We start from the raw sequence: 15,587 nt of genomic DNA, 5'->3' as shown, positions 1-15,587 counted from the left end.
GTAGCACCACATCGCCATCAACCTAACAGAACAAGTTGCCCCCAAAACAAAATTTTTATGTTTAATACAGTATTTCCCATTACCCCCACAGAGACCTCCCGTATTTTAAAAAGTTCCTTCATACCATCTATTCCTCTCTTTAAAGGGAGAACAAAAAATCCTCCCAATTAAATTTGGCAGGATTGGTCGTTATATTATTTATACCCAAATAAGCTATTTTATTAAATAGTGTGTCACTTTCTTATGGAAAATAGGATTATTTAATCATCGTCCATCCATCATCTTTTCTGTCATTAATAGTAATATTGTAGTATGGTAATGCCCATAAGTAAACGAGATGATTTGACTTAGCAACAATCACTAATATTGCAGCAAATATTTTAATATATACTTTCCATGTATATACTACATTTTCGAGATACAGAGCGGTTACAAAATACATAAGGACACTCAATACGGCGACTATAAACCCTTCACTTCATTTAACTTCGTAAAAATCCACCTTCTGAGTTCATAACTTGACCAGTAATCCACTTTGCATCGTCACTAGCAAGAAATGCCACTATGCACGCTGCATCTTCTGGCATACCAATACGCCCCATTAAAAATTTAGGCAAAAGGTGGTTTCTAATTTCATCTGTCATCCACGTTGAATCTGTTGGTCCTGGGTTTACCGCATTAATCGTAATTCCTAAAGGAGCAAGTTCCGCTGATATAGACTTAGTAAAAGCTGCAACTGCTCCTTTTGTTGCAGCATATGCTAATTCCCCAAGCATTGGCCCTAATTCTTGTCCCGATGTCATATTAATAATTCTTCCTTCATCTATATTCGAATTCTCAAAACGGCGAGCAAATTCCGCACAAAGAAGAAAAGTTGCTCTCATATTAACTGCATAATGGTTATCAAGTATTTGACCATCTAACTTTGCATAGCCATCTCTGTTTGAGTATGCTGCGTTATTAACTAAAATCGAAAGAGTACCAAACTGCTTTGTAACAATATCCATTATTTCAAATGCAGCATTTGCATCTGAGAGATCAATTTCTAGGTTGTCACAGCGGACTCCTAATTCTAAAATCTCTTTTTGGAATTTCTCTGGCCAACTAGCCTCAGACTGCCAATGTGTAAAGAAAATATCTATACCTTGAGAAGCAAATTTGCGACATATAGCAGCGCCGATACCTCTTGGACTACTTACTCCTGTTATAAGAGCAACTTTATTTTGTAAATGTGTCATTTCATATTCCCCCTAATAAATAAGCACACGATGATATGTGTAATTAGAGATGTATTATTCTCATCACAAATAAAAGTCGATACATAAAGGTATCCGCCTAGTAAATAGAATGATAACACCACACCATACATTCCTTGAATGATTATTCTTTCAATGAATAGACATACTCCACCCGTATATGTATACATCTCTACCATTATTATACTTTTCTTGCTGGTGATAATCAATATATCCAATTATTAACATGCAATTATTATTAGTAACTATTAGAGGTTCGACCACATTGCTAGCAAGCTAACAAAAAGAAATCCCCTCAAAGTGAAAAAAATACGTTATTCTTTCTGTAGAATCATAGGAAAGGATGGCGTTTTTTTGTATGTCGATATCTGACGAGTTACAACTATTTGCACAGGAAATTCAGAGTCTTTTGTCCCCAAATACCTTACAGGATCTTGCTAGAGATGTTGGGTTTGTACAGCGAACAAGTAAGTATCAAGCACAAGATTTAGTAGCTTTATGCGTATGGATAAGCCAAAGTGTCGCGAAAACTTCCTTAACCCAACTTTGTAGCTGTTTAGAAGCATCAACAGCGGTACTTATCAGTCCTGAAGGACTGAATCAACGATTTAACGCCACAGCTGTGCAGTTTCTCCAACAAGTATTAGCTAAACTTCTGAACCAAAAGTTATCTTCATCTATGCTTTTTTTTTCGCCATATACTTCTATTTTTAAGCGTATTCGTATCTTAGATTCAACTGCATTTCAACTTCCAGATGTATTTTCATCGACTTACCCAGGTGCAGGAGGTTGCAGTCATAAGGCCGGTGTGAAAATCCAACTTGAATATGACCTTTTAAGTGGACAGTTCCTTCACATTCATACAGGACCAGGTAAACAACATGATCGAACTTACGGTTCTTTGTGCGTCCCAACTGTGAAAGCGAATGACTTGTGTATCCGAGATTTAGGTTATTTTCATCTCAAAGATCTTCAACATATACATGATAAGAAAGCCTACTATATCTCTCGTATCAAATCCAACACTCGTATTTATCAGAAAAATCTCAATCCAGGTTACTTTCAAGACGGAAGAATAAAGAAAGGTACGCAATACATTCAGTTAGATATGGAGAAGTTGATGAATTCCATGCAGCCAGGACAAACCTATGAAATAACAGATGCTTATGTAGGGATGAGTGACAAAGTACAGACTCGTGTTATTGTTCATCGACTTACAGAAGAACAACAAAAAAAACGTCTACAAGATCAAGCTGTTCGAGAGAAAAAGAAAGGAATGAAGTATTCTCCTCGTAGTAAACGGCTCAGTGGTATCAATCAATGTATATATGACAAACACCCCTACAGATATTGTCCCGATGGGACAGGTACATGACTGGTATTCTTTGCGTTGGCAAATCGAAATTTTATTTAAAACGTGGAAGTCATTCTTTCAAATTCATCATTGTAAAAAGATAAAACGAGAACGATTGGAATGCCATTTGTATGGGCAACTGATTGCCATTCTACTCTGTTCTTCTACCATGTTTCAAATGCGGCAATTACTTCTTATGAAAAAGAAACGAGAACTGAGTGAATATAAGGCCATATATATGATTAAAGATTACTTTCTTCTTCTTTTCCAAGCTATACAGAAAGACACCCAAGAGCTATCAAAGATTCTAATTCGCCTGTTCAATCTCTTACAGCAAAACGGGCGGAAATCTCATCGATATGAGAAAAAAACGGTCTTTGATATATTAGGTGTTGTTTACAATTGTACCATGTCTGATAATCAAGCCGCTTAATTCAAAAAAGTGAAACCCGTTAGGGTTTATTTCGTATGCAAATCTTTCAATCACCTACACTTGCCCTTTAGAAAAAAGAAACAATCTCGCCTAAAATTGACTTTGCATAAGCTTAGCTTGATAGCGATGGGGTAGCACCACATGCCCATCAAGTTAATGAAACTAGTTACTCCAAAACAAAAAAATGTATATTTTTACCTGAATATGCCGATTTTCTCGTTTTGGGGGTATTTGCCTTTATTAGCTTGATGGCGATGGGGTCTCGCCAACTAAACGCGAATTTCGTACGCTAAGGAATTTCTAAGTTGAAAAACTTGGTTTTACCATACGTTAACAAAATACCATAAACGACTTTTAATGTTTGTTATGGTACTTTGTTTTTGATAATGAGTTTTGGAACTGGTTTTTGACCGTATTTCTTTCAGTTTTATTAGAACTAAATAGAGCTCCTTAAACGGTCGTTTCTGGTTCTTTTTCAACGTTTCAAAATTTGTATTGAAAATAGTAAGTCATAGAAGTATCATATACATATTCAAACATTTGAAAATGTATATGATGTTTTTGGTTTTTAATTATAAATAAGTACTAGAGGTGTTTTAATGGGAAATGAAATGCAACAATTTAAAGCTGATTTTTTTAAAGCCTTATCACATCCTCTGCGAATAGGTATTCTAGAACTATTGTCAGAGGGTGAAAGAAGTGTAAATGAAATTCAAACCATCCTTAACAAGGAAGGTTCAGCTGTTTCTCAACAATTAAGTGTACTACGTTCAAAAAACATTGTTGTTGGTACTAAAGATGGAAAACGAGTTTTATATTCTCTACGGGACCCTATGATTGTGGACTTACTGGTAGTTGCACGGAAAATTTTTAACAACCATTTAATCGACACGATTTCAATGTTAGAAGAACTAGATGAAGCAGAACGTGAAACGATAGTTAATGAGGGTTAAGTTGAGCATTGAAGTTAAGAAAGAAGATATCATTCAACATGGAATGGAAATATTTCGCTCAATAGGAGCTCATCACGTTTGTAATGTTTGTATTAAAAGTGGAAATTCTTGTTGTTTTTCATGCCAGCATTTACAGGATGGAGTTGGATGTCAAAAGAGAAATACAGCTTGTACAGCTTGGTTATGCGGAATTCAAAGTTTTTTATTTGATCAAATAGGGTTACTGGACGAATGGAATAGTTTCTGGAGTGAAATTCCAGGACAAATGTTTCGTAGAGATTGTACCCCAGATAAAGTAAGAATTAAATCGTTTATAGATATGAAAAAGCTAGATAGTCGAGGTGGATTACTTCTAGTAGAAAGGTTGAATTCCTACATACAAGAAGGAGGAGATATAGGTAAATTAGAACGTCATTTAAGCAAAACGTATAACTAATATTAGATTGATGCTCCCTTATAAAGAGATAAAAAGCGTCTATATAAGAGTATGAGAAATGCATTTGTAACTCAAATTTATCAAAAGAAAATATTCTTTCAGAAGAAGTAAGGTTTATTAAAAATAGAAAAGAAGGTTTTGTAATGAAAGGGTTATTTACGGGAAGATTTAAAGGATATTCATTGGGACATTTTCAAAAGGATCTTCTTTCAGGAATGATTGTTGGAGTTGTTGCGATTCCGCTTGCTATGTCTTTTGCTATAGCCTCTGGTGTTAAGCCAGAGTATGGGATTTATACAACATGTATTGCCGGGATACTTATTTCGCTATTTGGTGGTTCAAAGTACCAAATTGGAGGGCCTACAGGTGCGTTTGTTCCTATTCTTTTAGGGATTGTAATTACCTATGGATATGAAAATTTACTACTTGCTGGTTTATTAGCTGGAATTATCTTATGCCTTATGGGAATTTTTAAACTAGGATCTTTAATTAAATTTATTCCACGTCCTGTAACAATTGGCTTTACGTCAGGTATTGCTGTCAGTATCTTTACGGGACAAATTGCTAGTTTTTTAGGTTTAACAGGTATAAAAAAGCATGAGGAATTTATAGCGAATCTGAAGGAAATTTTTACTCATATCGGTACTACCAATTCTTACAGTGTCATAATTGCTTTGATTTGCTTTTTTGTTATACTCATAACACCAAAAATTTTCCCAAAAGTACCAGGTTCATTAGTAGGTGTTGTTATTTCAACTTTAATTGCAACTGTATTTTTCTCAGGTCATGTACCTACTATTGGTACAGCATATGGTACGATTCCAAACACACTTCCTCAGTTTGATATACCAGAAATCACAGTAGAGCGTATAAAACAGTTAATTGGTCCTGCATTTGTTATTGCAATGTTGGGTGGTATTGAATCTCTATTATCCGCCGTCGTGGCAGATGGTATGACAAATAGTAAACACAACAGTAACAAAGAGCTTATTGGCCAAGGAATTGCCAATATTGTTACACCGTTATTTGGAGGAATTCCGGCAACTGGAGCAATTGCCCGCACAGCAACCAATATTAAGAGTGGGGCGGTCTCCCCGGTTTCGGGTGTTATTCATGGAGGATTTGTATTATTTACACTTCTACTGTTAGCTCCATATGCTTCACATATTCCACTTGCCAGTATGGCTCCTATTTTAATGGTAGTAGCTTGGAACATGAGTGAGCAAAAGCATTTTGTTCACATACTTAAAATGAAGACAGGAGACTCTCTTGTATTACTGGTAACATTTTTGCTTACTGTATTTACTAGTTTGACAACAGCTGTGGAAATCGGTCTTATTTTAGCTATTATTTTGTTTACAAAACGTATGAGTAATATGCTTGTCATATCTAAAGTGCTTCCTGATCATACAAAAAAGAATGAAAAATTATTACCACATGTGGTAAATAAAGCTCATGATTGCCCACAAATTAGTATTTACACAATAGAAGGGCCATTATTCTTTGGGGCTGCTCAAACATTTGAACAAAATATTTTAGCGACCACTCATTATAAACCAAAAGTTTTAATTTTACGTATGGGAAAAGTTCCTTTTATTGATACCACAGGAGAGTCTTACTTTAGGAATATTGTTCAGCATTTTAAAAAACAAGGTGGCGTACTTCTTATTTCAGGCATTCAATCAGAGCTAAAAGTAACTCTAGATAAGAATGGATTGTATGCTGAGATTGGGGAAGCAAACTTTTTTAACCATACCGGGGAAGCCATTAACTGTGCTTTAGGACATTTAAATACAACAGAATGTATAGGGTGTAAACATTTCGCTTTTCATGAATGTACCGGGCTTTCTCAGCAATCTCAGGAAGTGAATACAATAAAGAATAAGGCAAATGCATTAGATTTTTAAAAAATTCACTTCACATACAAAGTTTGTTTGATTTAATCTACTCTTTTAATCCTTTTATTAAAAAATAGAGAAGGAGAAAGTTTACTTTGGAGAATGCGGAGAAGATTTTTACAAGGTGTGAACAAGAAAGTTTTTCATACATCCAACAAATGATTATCAAACAGCAAGAAGAGAATATCTTCCTTACATTTAAACGAAAAACGGATTATACAAACAGTATCCTTTCAAAAGATGATAAAAAGAATTATGAAAAAAATGTCTCGTTTTTTTCTCATGTTTCTGGTGGTGTAATTATATGAGGAGTAGCTTCGAGTAAAAACAAAGATGGTGTTAACATAGCTAAAAAAATCCAACCTATCTCTAATGGAAAAGCGTTTTTAAGTAATCTAAATTGTTTATTTCCAAAAGATTTAATTGCTATAAACCCGGATGTTAAAAACATATATATTCCTTTTCCTAAAGAAACAAACAACGGATTTGTAATCACATATGTTCCGGGGAACAACTATCTGTTAAGCCTTAATAACTATTATACAAAGACCAGGGATAACTTTGTAATGATGATGGGGCAGATTCTTTTAAATGATGTGTTAAAAAATAGAAGACTATGAAGAAATTCATTATAAATCATGGATATAGAGGAGAATAAATAATGTCTGAATTTAAAGATCAAGTATTAAATGTGTTAGAAGAAGTATGTGAAAATGATATCGTAAAAGAGAACCCAGATGTGCAATTATTTGAAGAAGGAATTCTAGATTCTTTTGGTACAGTGTCTTTATTAGTAGAGTTTCAAGAACGTTTAAACATCGAAGTGTCTATTTCTGACTTTGACCGTGATGAATGGGCGACACCGAACATGATTATTAAGAAATTGAAAGATATGAGATGAAAATAGGTGTTTGAGATACAGATAAGAAACACTTCTCAAAATTAAAGTTTGTAATTGCTAGTCTTACAAATCTGTAAAAGGAAATTGAAAAATAATGCTTATCTATTCAAATGAATGATAACAAGTGGAGGAAATAAAAATATGTCTAATTTGGTTCTGGTGCAAAGATTGTATTTATTTGAAAGAGGTATATAGATGCCTAATGGAATCTATTCTTATGCAGCCATTCCGAATAGTTGATGAATAAACTTCACTTCATTTTGGACAGACTTATCCCGTAAAATAAGTTGGCCTTTTTTAATGATATGCATCGCTTCTATTCCTGAAAGAATAGATTTAGCTGTACGAAAAGAGTTCAATCCTAGCATTGAACGAACTCTCTTTTTAATAAAACGATGATCTTGCTCTACAATGTTATTAAGGTATTTTACCTGCCTTATTTGGATGCCTACAGGCATCTTTTTCTCTGTCTTCAACTCTTCAATCGCTATAGGATAGGCCGGGTTTTTGTCCACTGTAATCACACGGGGCTTTGAAACATGAAAAGACTGCAAAGCTTTCTTGAAAAAACGCTTTGCAGCCCTATGATCTCTTGTTTTGCTTAAATAAAAATCAATTGTATTTCCTTTTGAATCAACAGCACGATATAGGTACATCCATTGACCTTTGACTTTCACATACGTCTCATCGACTCGCCAAGAATCATTGGTTGATTTAAGATGACGTCGTACTCGCTTATCTAATTCAGGACCATATTGATGAACCCATCGCATGATAGTTGTATGAGCAAGGGATAACCCACGTTCTTCCATCATTTCGACTAAATTACGAAAACTGAGGTTGTACCGTAGGTACCATCTCACGGTTAATAAAATAATATCAGGTTGATAAAGTTTCCACTTGAATAGATTTTGCTTTTCCATACCAATCACATCCTTTTTCAGAGTACTAGTATCAGTATGTCCAAGTTTAGGAGGTTACTTACAAGCGTTTTGGAGTGTTTGCACCAGAACCATTAATAATACGCACAAAAAATATCCCTTTATACAAAGGGATAAAGCGGTGCAACTTTTTTATAAACAGTACGACTTTATTTCAAAGGTACATTATTATTGAATATTTTTCCAGCTTGGCCCCTCATACCCGGAATCATTTCCGTACCCCGAGTTGACAAATAGCTCAAAAAAAGAACCCAATTAATAGGTTCTTTTTTTGTTGCTGATTATTTTTGTTCTAAAATACGTTCAATCTCATCTATGCCTAATTTACTGGCTTTAGCAATCGTTTCAAGTGGTACACCAAGTTCATGCATACCTTTAATCATCTGTATTTTTCCTTGCTGAACCCCTTGCTGAACCCCTTCTTGAATTCCTTCCTTTTTCCCCTCATTACGAGCATGAGCAAACTTTGCAGCCTCATCCATTAAAGCCTTTTCTCTTGCTTCATATGCTTGACGGAAAGATGAATCTTGACTCATACGTTCCCACTTATTCATTGCTTTTTGTAAAATCGGATCTTGGTTCATGGCAATGTCCTCCAATGTTTGTGTGAGATACTCATCTTCATTCGCTGGTAATAATAATAACCAACGAACAAACGAATCTTCCCACGGATTAACTTTCTCTTCGCGCCATTGCTGTAGTAACTTTGGAATCTCTACAATATGAACTTCTATATCGTCACTTAATAACTTTTGTTGTTGCTGATTCCAAAGGATTCCTGTTGTATGAAACGCTTCATATTCTGGAAACATCACAAAGTTTAACAAGTTAATGGTAATCGTTTTATGAAGTGAGCTATAAGGCATTCCTTTTTGCAATTGAGAGGTGTATAACCTTCCCCAATAATACAAGCTTCGTTTAATCATATCGTGATTGTTATTCAACTGTATTTCTACATTTACCTTTGTTCCTGTATTTAATGTAGCCGAAATATCTAAAATTGATAATTTATCTTCTTCATATTCTCGATGTAAATGTGGATCTTCTAATTGTAGGGAAACAATAGGTGATTCTAAAGAATCTTTTAAAATGGCATTTAAAAAAGCAACTAAAATATCTTCATTCCCATTTGTGCCAAATAACTGCTTAAATGCAAAATCGATACGTAAATTTACTAATGAATTGGACATGGTTTTCCTCTTCCTGTTTCAGACTATATCTTTACCTATATTGTACATAAAACCAAAGTCAACATGCAAACAATCTCTATGATTTATATAGAGGATGCATACAGATATACACAATAGATTATCAAAGACGATTTGGGGTCACCATATAATTTTGAGAAAATGGTACGCTAAGGAATTTATAACCGCAACAAACCTTGATTTCATAGGGATATAAGTATTTCCCTTAAAGGCATATATTTGGAACAAATGGATTGAGCGAAAAGAAATAAAGTGATACTTAAAATATTTATTTGAATAAAAATGTGAACTACAAGGATTCGACATTATACGACAAAACGATGTAATTTTTCGGAATATTAAAACAACCATGAGATGAGGTAACTATATGAATCTATTTCGAAAAAAATCTATTTCAGCATTATTAGCACAGTCAGAACAAAAAGAGGCATCTTTAAAAAAAGAACTCGGTGCTTTTGATCTTACTATGCTCGGGATTGGCGCTATTATCGGAACTGGAATTTTCGTTCTTACCGGTGTTGCCGCAGCAGGACACGCAGGACCAGCACTTGTTTTGTCGTTTATTTTATCCGGTTTAGCCTGTGTATTTGCAGCATTATGTTATTCTGAATTTTCATCTACTGTACCGGTATCCGGTAGTGCTTACACTTATAGCTATGCAACATTTGGAGAATTGATCGCTTGGATTTTAGGGTGGGATTTAATTTTAGAATATGGATTAGCTTCCTCAGCTGTTGCATCTGGTTGGTCAGGGTATTTACAAGGACTATTAAGTGGATTCGGTATTACATTACCTACTGCTTTAACAAGCGCATATAGTCCTGAAGCGGGAACATATGTAGACTTACAACTGTATTACAGCCATTTCCGAACGAGAAAGCCCATCGCCTTTAGGCATGGGATGATAGTGAGGTTGGATACGGAGTACCATTAAAAATCGAAAGGTTTGTGGTACTTTAAGTATCCAAAGTGTTGGTATTTTTTATCATTTTTGTTGCAGTTTAATAAATAAACTGATACAGTATAACCATGATAAATGATTATAGAAGAACTAAAACAACCGTATCATTCATTAACTATCATTTTGTTTTTTGTCCACGATACAGAAGAAAGATTTTTCTAAACACAAAAGTAGAAGAACGTTTCAAAATGTTGGTTCAAGAAATATGTAACGGACTGGATATTGTTATTATCGCAATGGAATGTGATACAGACCACGTTCACTTATTTTTAAATACAATGCCAACACTTAGTCCCGCCGATACAATGGCAAAAATTAAAGGGGTGACATCAAAGCGTTTGAGGGACGAATTTCCTCACCTTATGCACTTGCCAAGTCTGTGGACACGTTCCTATTTTGTTTCTACTGCTGGAAATGTATCAAGTGAGACAATAAAACATTATGTTGAAAATCAAAAAACACGGGGGTGAAACTTATGTCGCAAACCATAACAGTTCAAGTTAAATTGCTTCCAACAAAAGAACAAATCTGTTTATTGGAACAAAGTAGCCTCGAATATATCAGGGTCATTAATGAACTTGTATCTGAAATGGTTGAGTTAAAGAAAAGCACTAAGAAAAGTACAAAAGATGTTCTCGCTAACCTACCAAGTGCGGTTAAGAATCAAGCGATTAAAGATGCGAAAAGTGTGTTTTCTACAAAGGTGAAAAAAAGTAAATACAAAATCATTCCGATTTTAAAGAAACCCGTTTGCGTATGGAATAACCAAAATTATTCATTTAACTTCACACACATCTCGATTCCATTTATGGTGAATGGAAAATCAACTCGTTTGAAAATACGTGTTTTATTAGTAGATAAGAATAATCGTAACTATAATTTGTTAAAACACAAGTTAGGTACACTCCGCATCACAAAAAAATCTCACAAATGGATCGCTCAAATATCTGTTACAATTCCTACATCCGAAAAGACAGGAACAAAGATAATGGGTGTCGATTTAGGGCTAAAAGTTCCCGCTGTTGCAGTAACAGACGGTGACAAGGTTCGTTTCTTCGGAAACGGAAGACGAAATAAATATATGAAACGTAAGTTTCGTAGTGTCCGCAAGCAGTTAGGAGAAGGTAAGCAATTGAATGCTATTCGCCAATATAATGATAAAGAACAAAGATGGATGAAAAACGAAGAACATAAAGTAAGTCGTAAAATTATTGATTTTGCAATATATAATAATATTTCTGTCATTCGATTAGAACAACTAACGAATATTAGACAGACGGCAAGAACAAGCCGTAAAAACGAAAAAAATCTACATACTTGGTCATTTTATCGTTTAGCACAATTTATCGAGTACAAAGCGACATTAGTTGGTATTAAGATCGAATATGTGAACCCTGCTTATACAAGTCAAACCTGTCCAAAATGTTCTGAAAAGAACAAGGCACAAGACAGAAAATACAAGTGTAAATGTGGGTTTGAGAAACATCGTGATATCGTTGGGGCGATGAATATTCGCTACGCAACTGTGATTGATGGTAACAGTCAATCAGCCTAAGCACCTATATGGTCTGGTTTAGGAGGGGCAATGAGATGCCCTCATCTTGAAGGCTGTTCAAAACAGAAATGGACTGCGAACGCTTAGTCATTCAAGAATCCCACCCGTTAATCCGTAAGGATTAGGGCTTGCCGACTTCAGTCGTGGGAGTCTCAACAGAAAGAATTGAGCAGATAAGGAATGATTCTAATAATTTTTTATTTGTATATGAGGAAGATTGTAAAGTTAAAGGAAGTATATTTATGACTTTTTGTCTTGATCCTGGATATCAATTTAGACCATATACCGTTCTAGAGTATGTGATTGTAAATGAAGATTTTCGAGGTAATGGGATAGGTGAAAAGTTACTAAAACATGTAGAACGGCTATCAATTGCAAGGGGATCCACAAGAATTATCTTATTAAGTAGTACAACTAGAATAGAAGCACATAAATTCTTTTCTAAAAATGGTTATAATGGCACTATAAGTAAGGGATTCAAGAAGTATATACCAATTAATTAAGTTTTATATATAAGAGCCATTCTTAGCTATAGGAACGGCTTTCTTAATTATCTTTAAATTAACTAACACAGTTTAAAAGAAGTCAACGATGCATAAAGTTTTCGTTATGGGGATAATTCAAAACCTTAGGTTGATAGTGATGTGAAGTCCCCCCTAAACGAAAATTTTTACCTATCGACAATTCAGCTCATTTTTTCAGTTTGGGGTAACAACGAATTCTTTGTACACTAGCATGATTTTTTGTTCCTCCTATTGATTTATACTTTATATTTCTTACTATTTCAGCGAAAATGATAACTAGACATATACCATCCATTTAAAACAGGAGGAAACACAAATGAAATGTTATCAATTGCACTTGGAATTAGTGGGATGTCCTTTCCCCATTTGGAGAAGAGTTAGTTTACCGACAGATTTATCCTTTGATGATTTACATGACGTGATTCAATGCTTATTTCAGTGGCAACACCAACATTTATTTGAATTTACTGTGGGGAAATATGTAATTTCATCTCCTCCTGATCCGAGCATTTCCTTTCATACATTGGCAATGACTACGTCGTCCCCGATGCTACATGCTGATAAAACTATGCTACACCAACACATCGGAAAAACGGATCAGGCTTTTCAATATGTATATGATTTTGGAGATCATTGGCTGTTACAGATTCATGTTGAAAAGATATTTGATCAACCTTCTGATGAAATAAAATGTATAGGAGGAGAAAATGCGGCGCCATTAGAGGATATTGGGGGCATTCCAGGGTATATTGAATTTTTAGAAGCGATAAAAGATTCTTCACACCCACAACATAAAATCTACGCAGAATGGGATTTATTAAATTTTGATCCTTCTTTCTTTGACATACACGAAATTAATAAAGGATTAACTTATTGTGATTAAGTACTAAATGAATGCTAGTTTATTTATGGGATATCGCCACATCGCTATCAACCTAACAAAACAAAATACCCCATAAAATGAAAAAATACGCTATTCTTTCCTATGATTCTACAGAAAGGATAACGTATTTTTTGCTTTATGGGTAGTGCTATCCCTTATATGACTCCTTGTGATTTCGGTGAAAGTCGTGATGGTACTTCATAACCTTAGCTTGATAGCGATGTGGCGAGACCCCTATAACGAATTACATGAATTATTAATAGTTTCATAAAACTGGTCCGCAATATTCCCCATCTCTTTATGTCTTCGGAAACTTTGCAACAGAACTAGAAAGAGGAATGTGACATTTTTTAAGATTTATTTTTCCTTCAAAAACAAAAAAAATCCTTTATCACTTATTAAAGTATCTTTTTTGTTTACATAATATAATTACCACCGACTTATATGAGAGGTAGTCTTCAGTGGGACTGGATTCCAACTTTGTTGTATTGTTTGCCATGATTTGACCGTTCCATCTTTACTTTTAATAAATGCTTTAAATTCTATATTTCTTTCAGCTGGCAACACAACATTTCCTCTCCAATCATTACTATGAGAATCATAATATAATTGAATTGGATACTGTTTCGTGTCCCAACTTCCTAATTCCGCACGATTCCCAGTAATATAAACAGTATCTCCTATTGATGTAGGAGCATTTTTTACTACAATCGTTTGCATAACAGGAGTCACACCTAATAAATCTTTAAATTTCTCCATTAATGAATTGTTATACATTACATCTTGATACCGAAGTAACGTAAATCCAGCAAAATTATAATTAAAAGCCATTTCTGCAACTCTGTTATACTCTGCCTCATTTCCTAAACTTAAAGCATTTTCACCATTTAATACAATTCCCTTTTGATTAGCTAATGTTGCAATTTCTTGTACTAATGTTCTAGGCATTGAATATTCTGGATAACTACCTTTGTCTGTCATCTCTAGACAAGTAAATGTTACATCTAACTTTGCGCTTTTGAAAGCATCAAGTAAATGGCTATAATTATTATACCCTGCTGGCTTTTCTGCCCCGTGAGGTATAACCGGATTATTATATTGCCAATGTACTCCTGCAATCTTTGCGCCGATTGGTACTTGAAAACTTGGATCAAAAGCATCGTGTGCCAATTCACCAATTAATTTTGTATGACTTTCTAAAACACCTTGATACCATTCTAAATAATCTTTTCCATATGAAGAGTTATATCCATTCTTTAGAAACAGTTCCCCATCACTTGGTGGTAAAATTTCTGAAACAGAAGTAAATTTTTTACTCCACTCTTTGTTCACTTCATTTAAGGAATCATATTTATTTAATACCCATGAACGGAATTTTGATTTTGCAAATTCTGTATAGGCTTGAAACTTTCCACGTGATGGATAACCGCTTCCATCAGCAGATGTGTAGGAAGGATATCTCAGCTCTCCAGCTGGTCCCCCAGATAAGTATATCTTTGCGATTACATCTTTATACGGTTTCATAGCTACTGCGAATGCCGTATATAGTTCACCATATTCCTTTTGAATTACATCTGAAGCAAGTGGATTCAATGTTTCTTTATTAACGGTTCCGGTTTCAGATTTAAAGTAAAGACTATCATCATTTTTTTGATTCCAAACCCATGAAGGAATTGGTGTATTACAATCATCGCCAACATTTCCACCACACTGATGTGTAGAAATAATAGGTATCATTTTCATACCTGCATTTCTTACTGATTGAGCAAAACGCTGTGCGTATGAAAAATCAAATTGCTGATCCCCGTTCTTTTCCATATCTCCCCACCAAAAATCAACAGTAATAGCATAAAAACCATTTTGTTTTGCCCACCTTAAATCATTTTCAAATGTCTCCCAATTTGTTACTTCCGGAATCTTTTTTAATGGTGCCATTAAGTAAGCTTTGTAATCCGGATTCATTCCTTTTCCATTTACGGCTGCAAAACTTGCTTGTGGAATTAATAGAGATACAAATAACATCAAGACAGATAAAATGACAATACCATAATATTGAAACTGTTTTTTCATCCCTTTTCTCCTTTTCCTTTTTTAAATTTATAAAACACTTTTGTATCCGTTTTCATTATATACGAAAAACGCAATCGTTTGCATGAAAAATATTGCATAATATTAAACTAAAATAAACAAGCTAGATTAATTAACTTGTTTATTTTAAAATTCGATTACAGATTATTCGGTTCTGGTGCAAAAAATCTCTGAATTGAACTACCCCCACTTTCAC

The 15,587-nt window shown here is 34.4% G+C and carries 13 protein-coding genes and 3 pseudogenes; 11 read left to right on the top strand and 5 right to left on the bottom strand.

Annotation, left to right across the window (positions count from 1 at the left end; genetic code table 11):
• Window positions 1-256: 256 nt before the first annotated feature.
• On the bottom strand, window positions 257-442 hold the full coding sequence (locus B5P40_RS32565) for a hypothetical protein (RefSeq protein ID WP_142936359.1): 186 nt from the start codon (window positions 440-442) through the stop codon (window positions 257-259).
• Between the two features lie 40 nt (window positions 443-482).
• Window positions 483-1,238 (bottom strand): SDR family oxidoreductase, encoded by a 756-nt coding sequence (locus B5P40_RS09095; RefSeq protein WP_113709181.1) that lies wholly within the window; start codon window positions 1,236-1,238, stop codon window positions 483-485.
• A gap of 376 nt (window positions 1,239-1,614) precedes the next feature.
• Here B5P40_RS09095 and B5P40_RS09085 point away from each other — a divergent pair.
• From B5P40_RS09085 to dltC, 6 genes and pseudogenes are all read left to right on the top strand, one after another.
• Window positions 1,615-3,043, top strand: a pseudogene (locus B5P40_RS09085) (IS4 family transposase).
• A gap of 599 nt (window positions 3,044-3,642) precedes the next feature.
• Window positions 3,643-3,996: an ArsR/SmtB family transcription factor gene (locus tag B5P40_RS09080; RefSeq protein ID WP_002193538.1), complete on the top strand. Its 354-nt coding sequence runs from the start codon at window positions 3,643-3,645 to the stop codon at window positions 3,994-3,996.
• A gap of 1 nt (window position 3,997) precedes the next feature.
• A complete protein-coding gene (locus tag B5P40_RS09075) occupies window positions 3,998-4,432 on the top strand; it encodes a DNA mismatch repair protein (protein WP_113709179.1) in 435 nt (144 codons plus the stop codon).
• A gap of 143 nt (window positions 4,433-4,575) precedes the next feature.
• Window positions 4,576-6,339, top strand: coding sequence for a SulP family inorganic anion transporter (locus tag B5P40_RS09070; protein WP_113709178.1), 1,764 nt, complete (start codon window positions 4,576-4,578; stop codon window positions 6,337-6,339).
• Window positions 6,340-6,425: 86 nt separating this feature from the next.
• A pseudogene (locus B5P40_RS09065) lies at window positions 6,426-6,950 on the top strand (hypothetical protein).
• A gap of 41 nt (window positions 6,951-6,991) precedes the next feature.
• Window positions 6,992-7,231: a D-alanine--poly(phosphoribitol) ligase subunit DltC gene (dltC, locus tag B5P40_RS09060; protein WP_002035156.1), complete on the top strand. Its 240-nt coding sequence runs from the start codon at window positions 6,992-6,994 to the stop codon at window positions 7,229-7,231.
• Between the two features lie 215 nt (window positions 7,232-7,446).
• Here dltC and B5P40_RS09055 read toward each other — a convergent pair whose 3' ends face one another.
• Together B5P40_RS09055 and B5P40_RS09050 are read right to left on the bottom strand one after the other, a co-directional pair.
• Window positions 7,447-8,154: an IS6 family transposase gene (locus tag B5P40_RS09055; RefSeq protein ID WP_002193544.1), complete on the bottom strand. Its 708-nt coding sequence runs from the start codon at window positions 8,152-8,154 to the stop codon at window positions 7,447-7,449.
• Between the two features lie 299 nt (window positions 8,155-8,453).
• Window positions 8,454-9,362 carry an Rpn family recombination-promoting nuclease/putative transposase gene (locus B5P40_RS09050; protein WP_002192079.1) on the bottom strand — a complete coding sequence of 303 codons (909 nt, stop codon included), beginning with the start codon at window positions 9,360-9,362 and terminating at the stop codon, window positions 8,454-8,456.
• Between the two features lie 385 nt (window positions 9,363-9,747).
• Here B5P40_RS09050 and B5P40_RS09045 point away from each other — a divergent pair.
• The 5 genes and pseudogenes from B5P40_RS09045 to B5P40_RS09025 all read left to right on the top strand — a co-directional run.
• Window positions 9,748-10,227 (top strand): annotated as a pseudogene (locus B5P40_RS09045) (amino acid permease); the annotation flags it as partial.
• A gap of 182 nt (window positions 10,228-10,409) precedes the next feature.
• Window positions 10,410-10,811: an IS200/IS605 family transposase gene (gene tnpA, locus B5P40_RS09040; RefSeq protein WP_113709177.1), complete on the top strand. Its 402-nt coding sequence runs from the start codon at window positions 10,410-10,412 to the stop codon at window positions 10,809-10,811.
• A 5-nt stretch (window positions 10,812-10,816) separates the two neighbouring features.
• Window positions 10,817-11,896: an RNA-guided endonuclease InsQ/TnpB family protein gene (locus B5P40_RS09035; protein ID WP_002193549.1), complete on the top strand. Its 1,080-nt coding sequence runs from the start codon at window positions 10,817-10,819 to the stop codon at window positions 11,894-11,896.
• Between the two features lie 128 nt (window positions 11,897-12,024).
• The gene (locus tag B5P40_RS09030) at window positions 12,025-12,399 is read left to right on the top strand and encodes a GNAT family N-acetyltransferase (RefSeq protein WP_258402135.1); all 375 of its coding nucleotides are present in this window, start codon (window positions 12,025-12,027) and stop codon (window positions 12,397-12,399) included.
• A 337-nt stretch (window positions 12,400-12,736) separates the two neighbouring features.
• Complete coding sequence (locus B5P40_RS09025) at window positions 12,737-13,303, top strand: plasmid pRiA4b ORF-3 family protein (protein WP_000650501.1); 567 nt, start codon at window positions 12,737-12,739, stop codon at window positions 13,301-13,303.
• 429 nt (window positions 13,304-13,732) lie between these two features.
• Here the strand turns inward: B5P40_RS09025 and B5P40_RS09020 are convergent, their stop codons facing one another.
• Entirely contained in the window at window positions 13,733-15,373 is a 1,641-nt protein-coding gene (locus B5P40_RS09020; RefSeq protein WP_113709176.1) for a family 14 glycosylhydrolase, read from the bottom strand.
• Between the last annotated feature and the right edge of the window lie 214 nt (window positions 15,374-15,587).

It is taken from the genome of Bacillus sp. SRB_8, assembly GCF_003264205.1.
Classification (GTDB): domain Bacteria; phylum Bacillota; class Bacilli; order Bacillales; family Bacillaceae_G; genus Bacillus_A; species Bacillus_A mycoides.
Note: the sequence above shows the minus strand (reverse complement) of the source record. Positions and strands in the feature narration are given on the sequence as shown.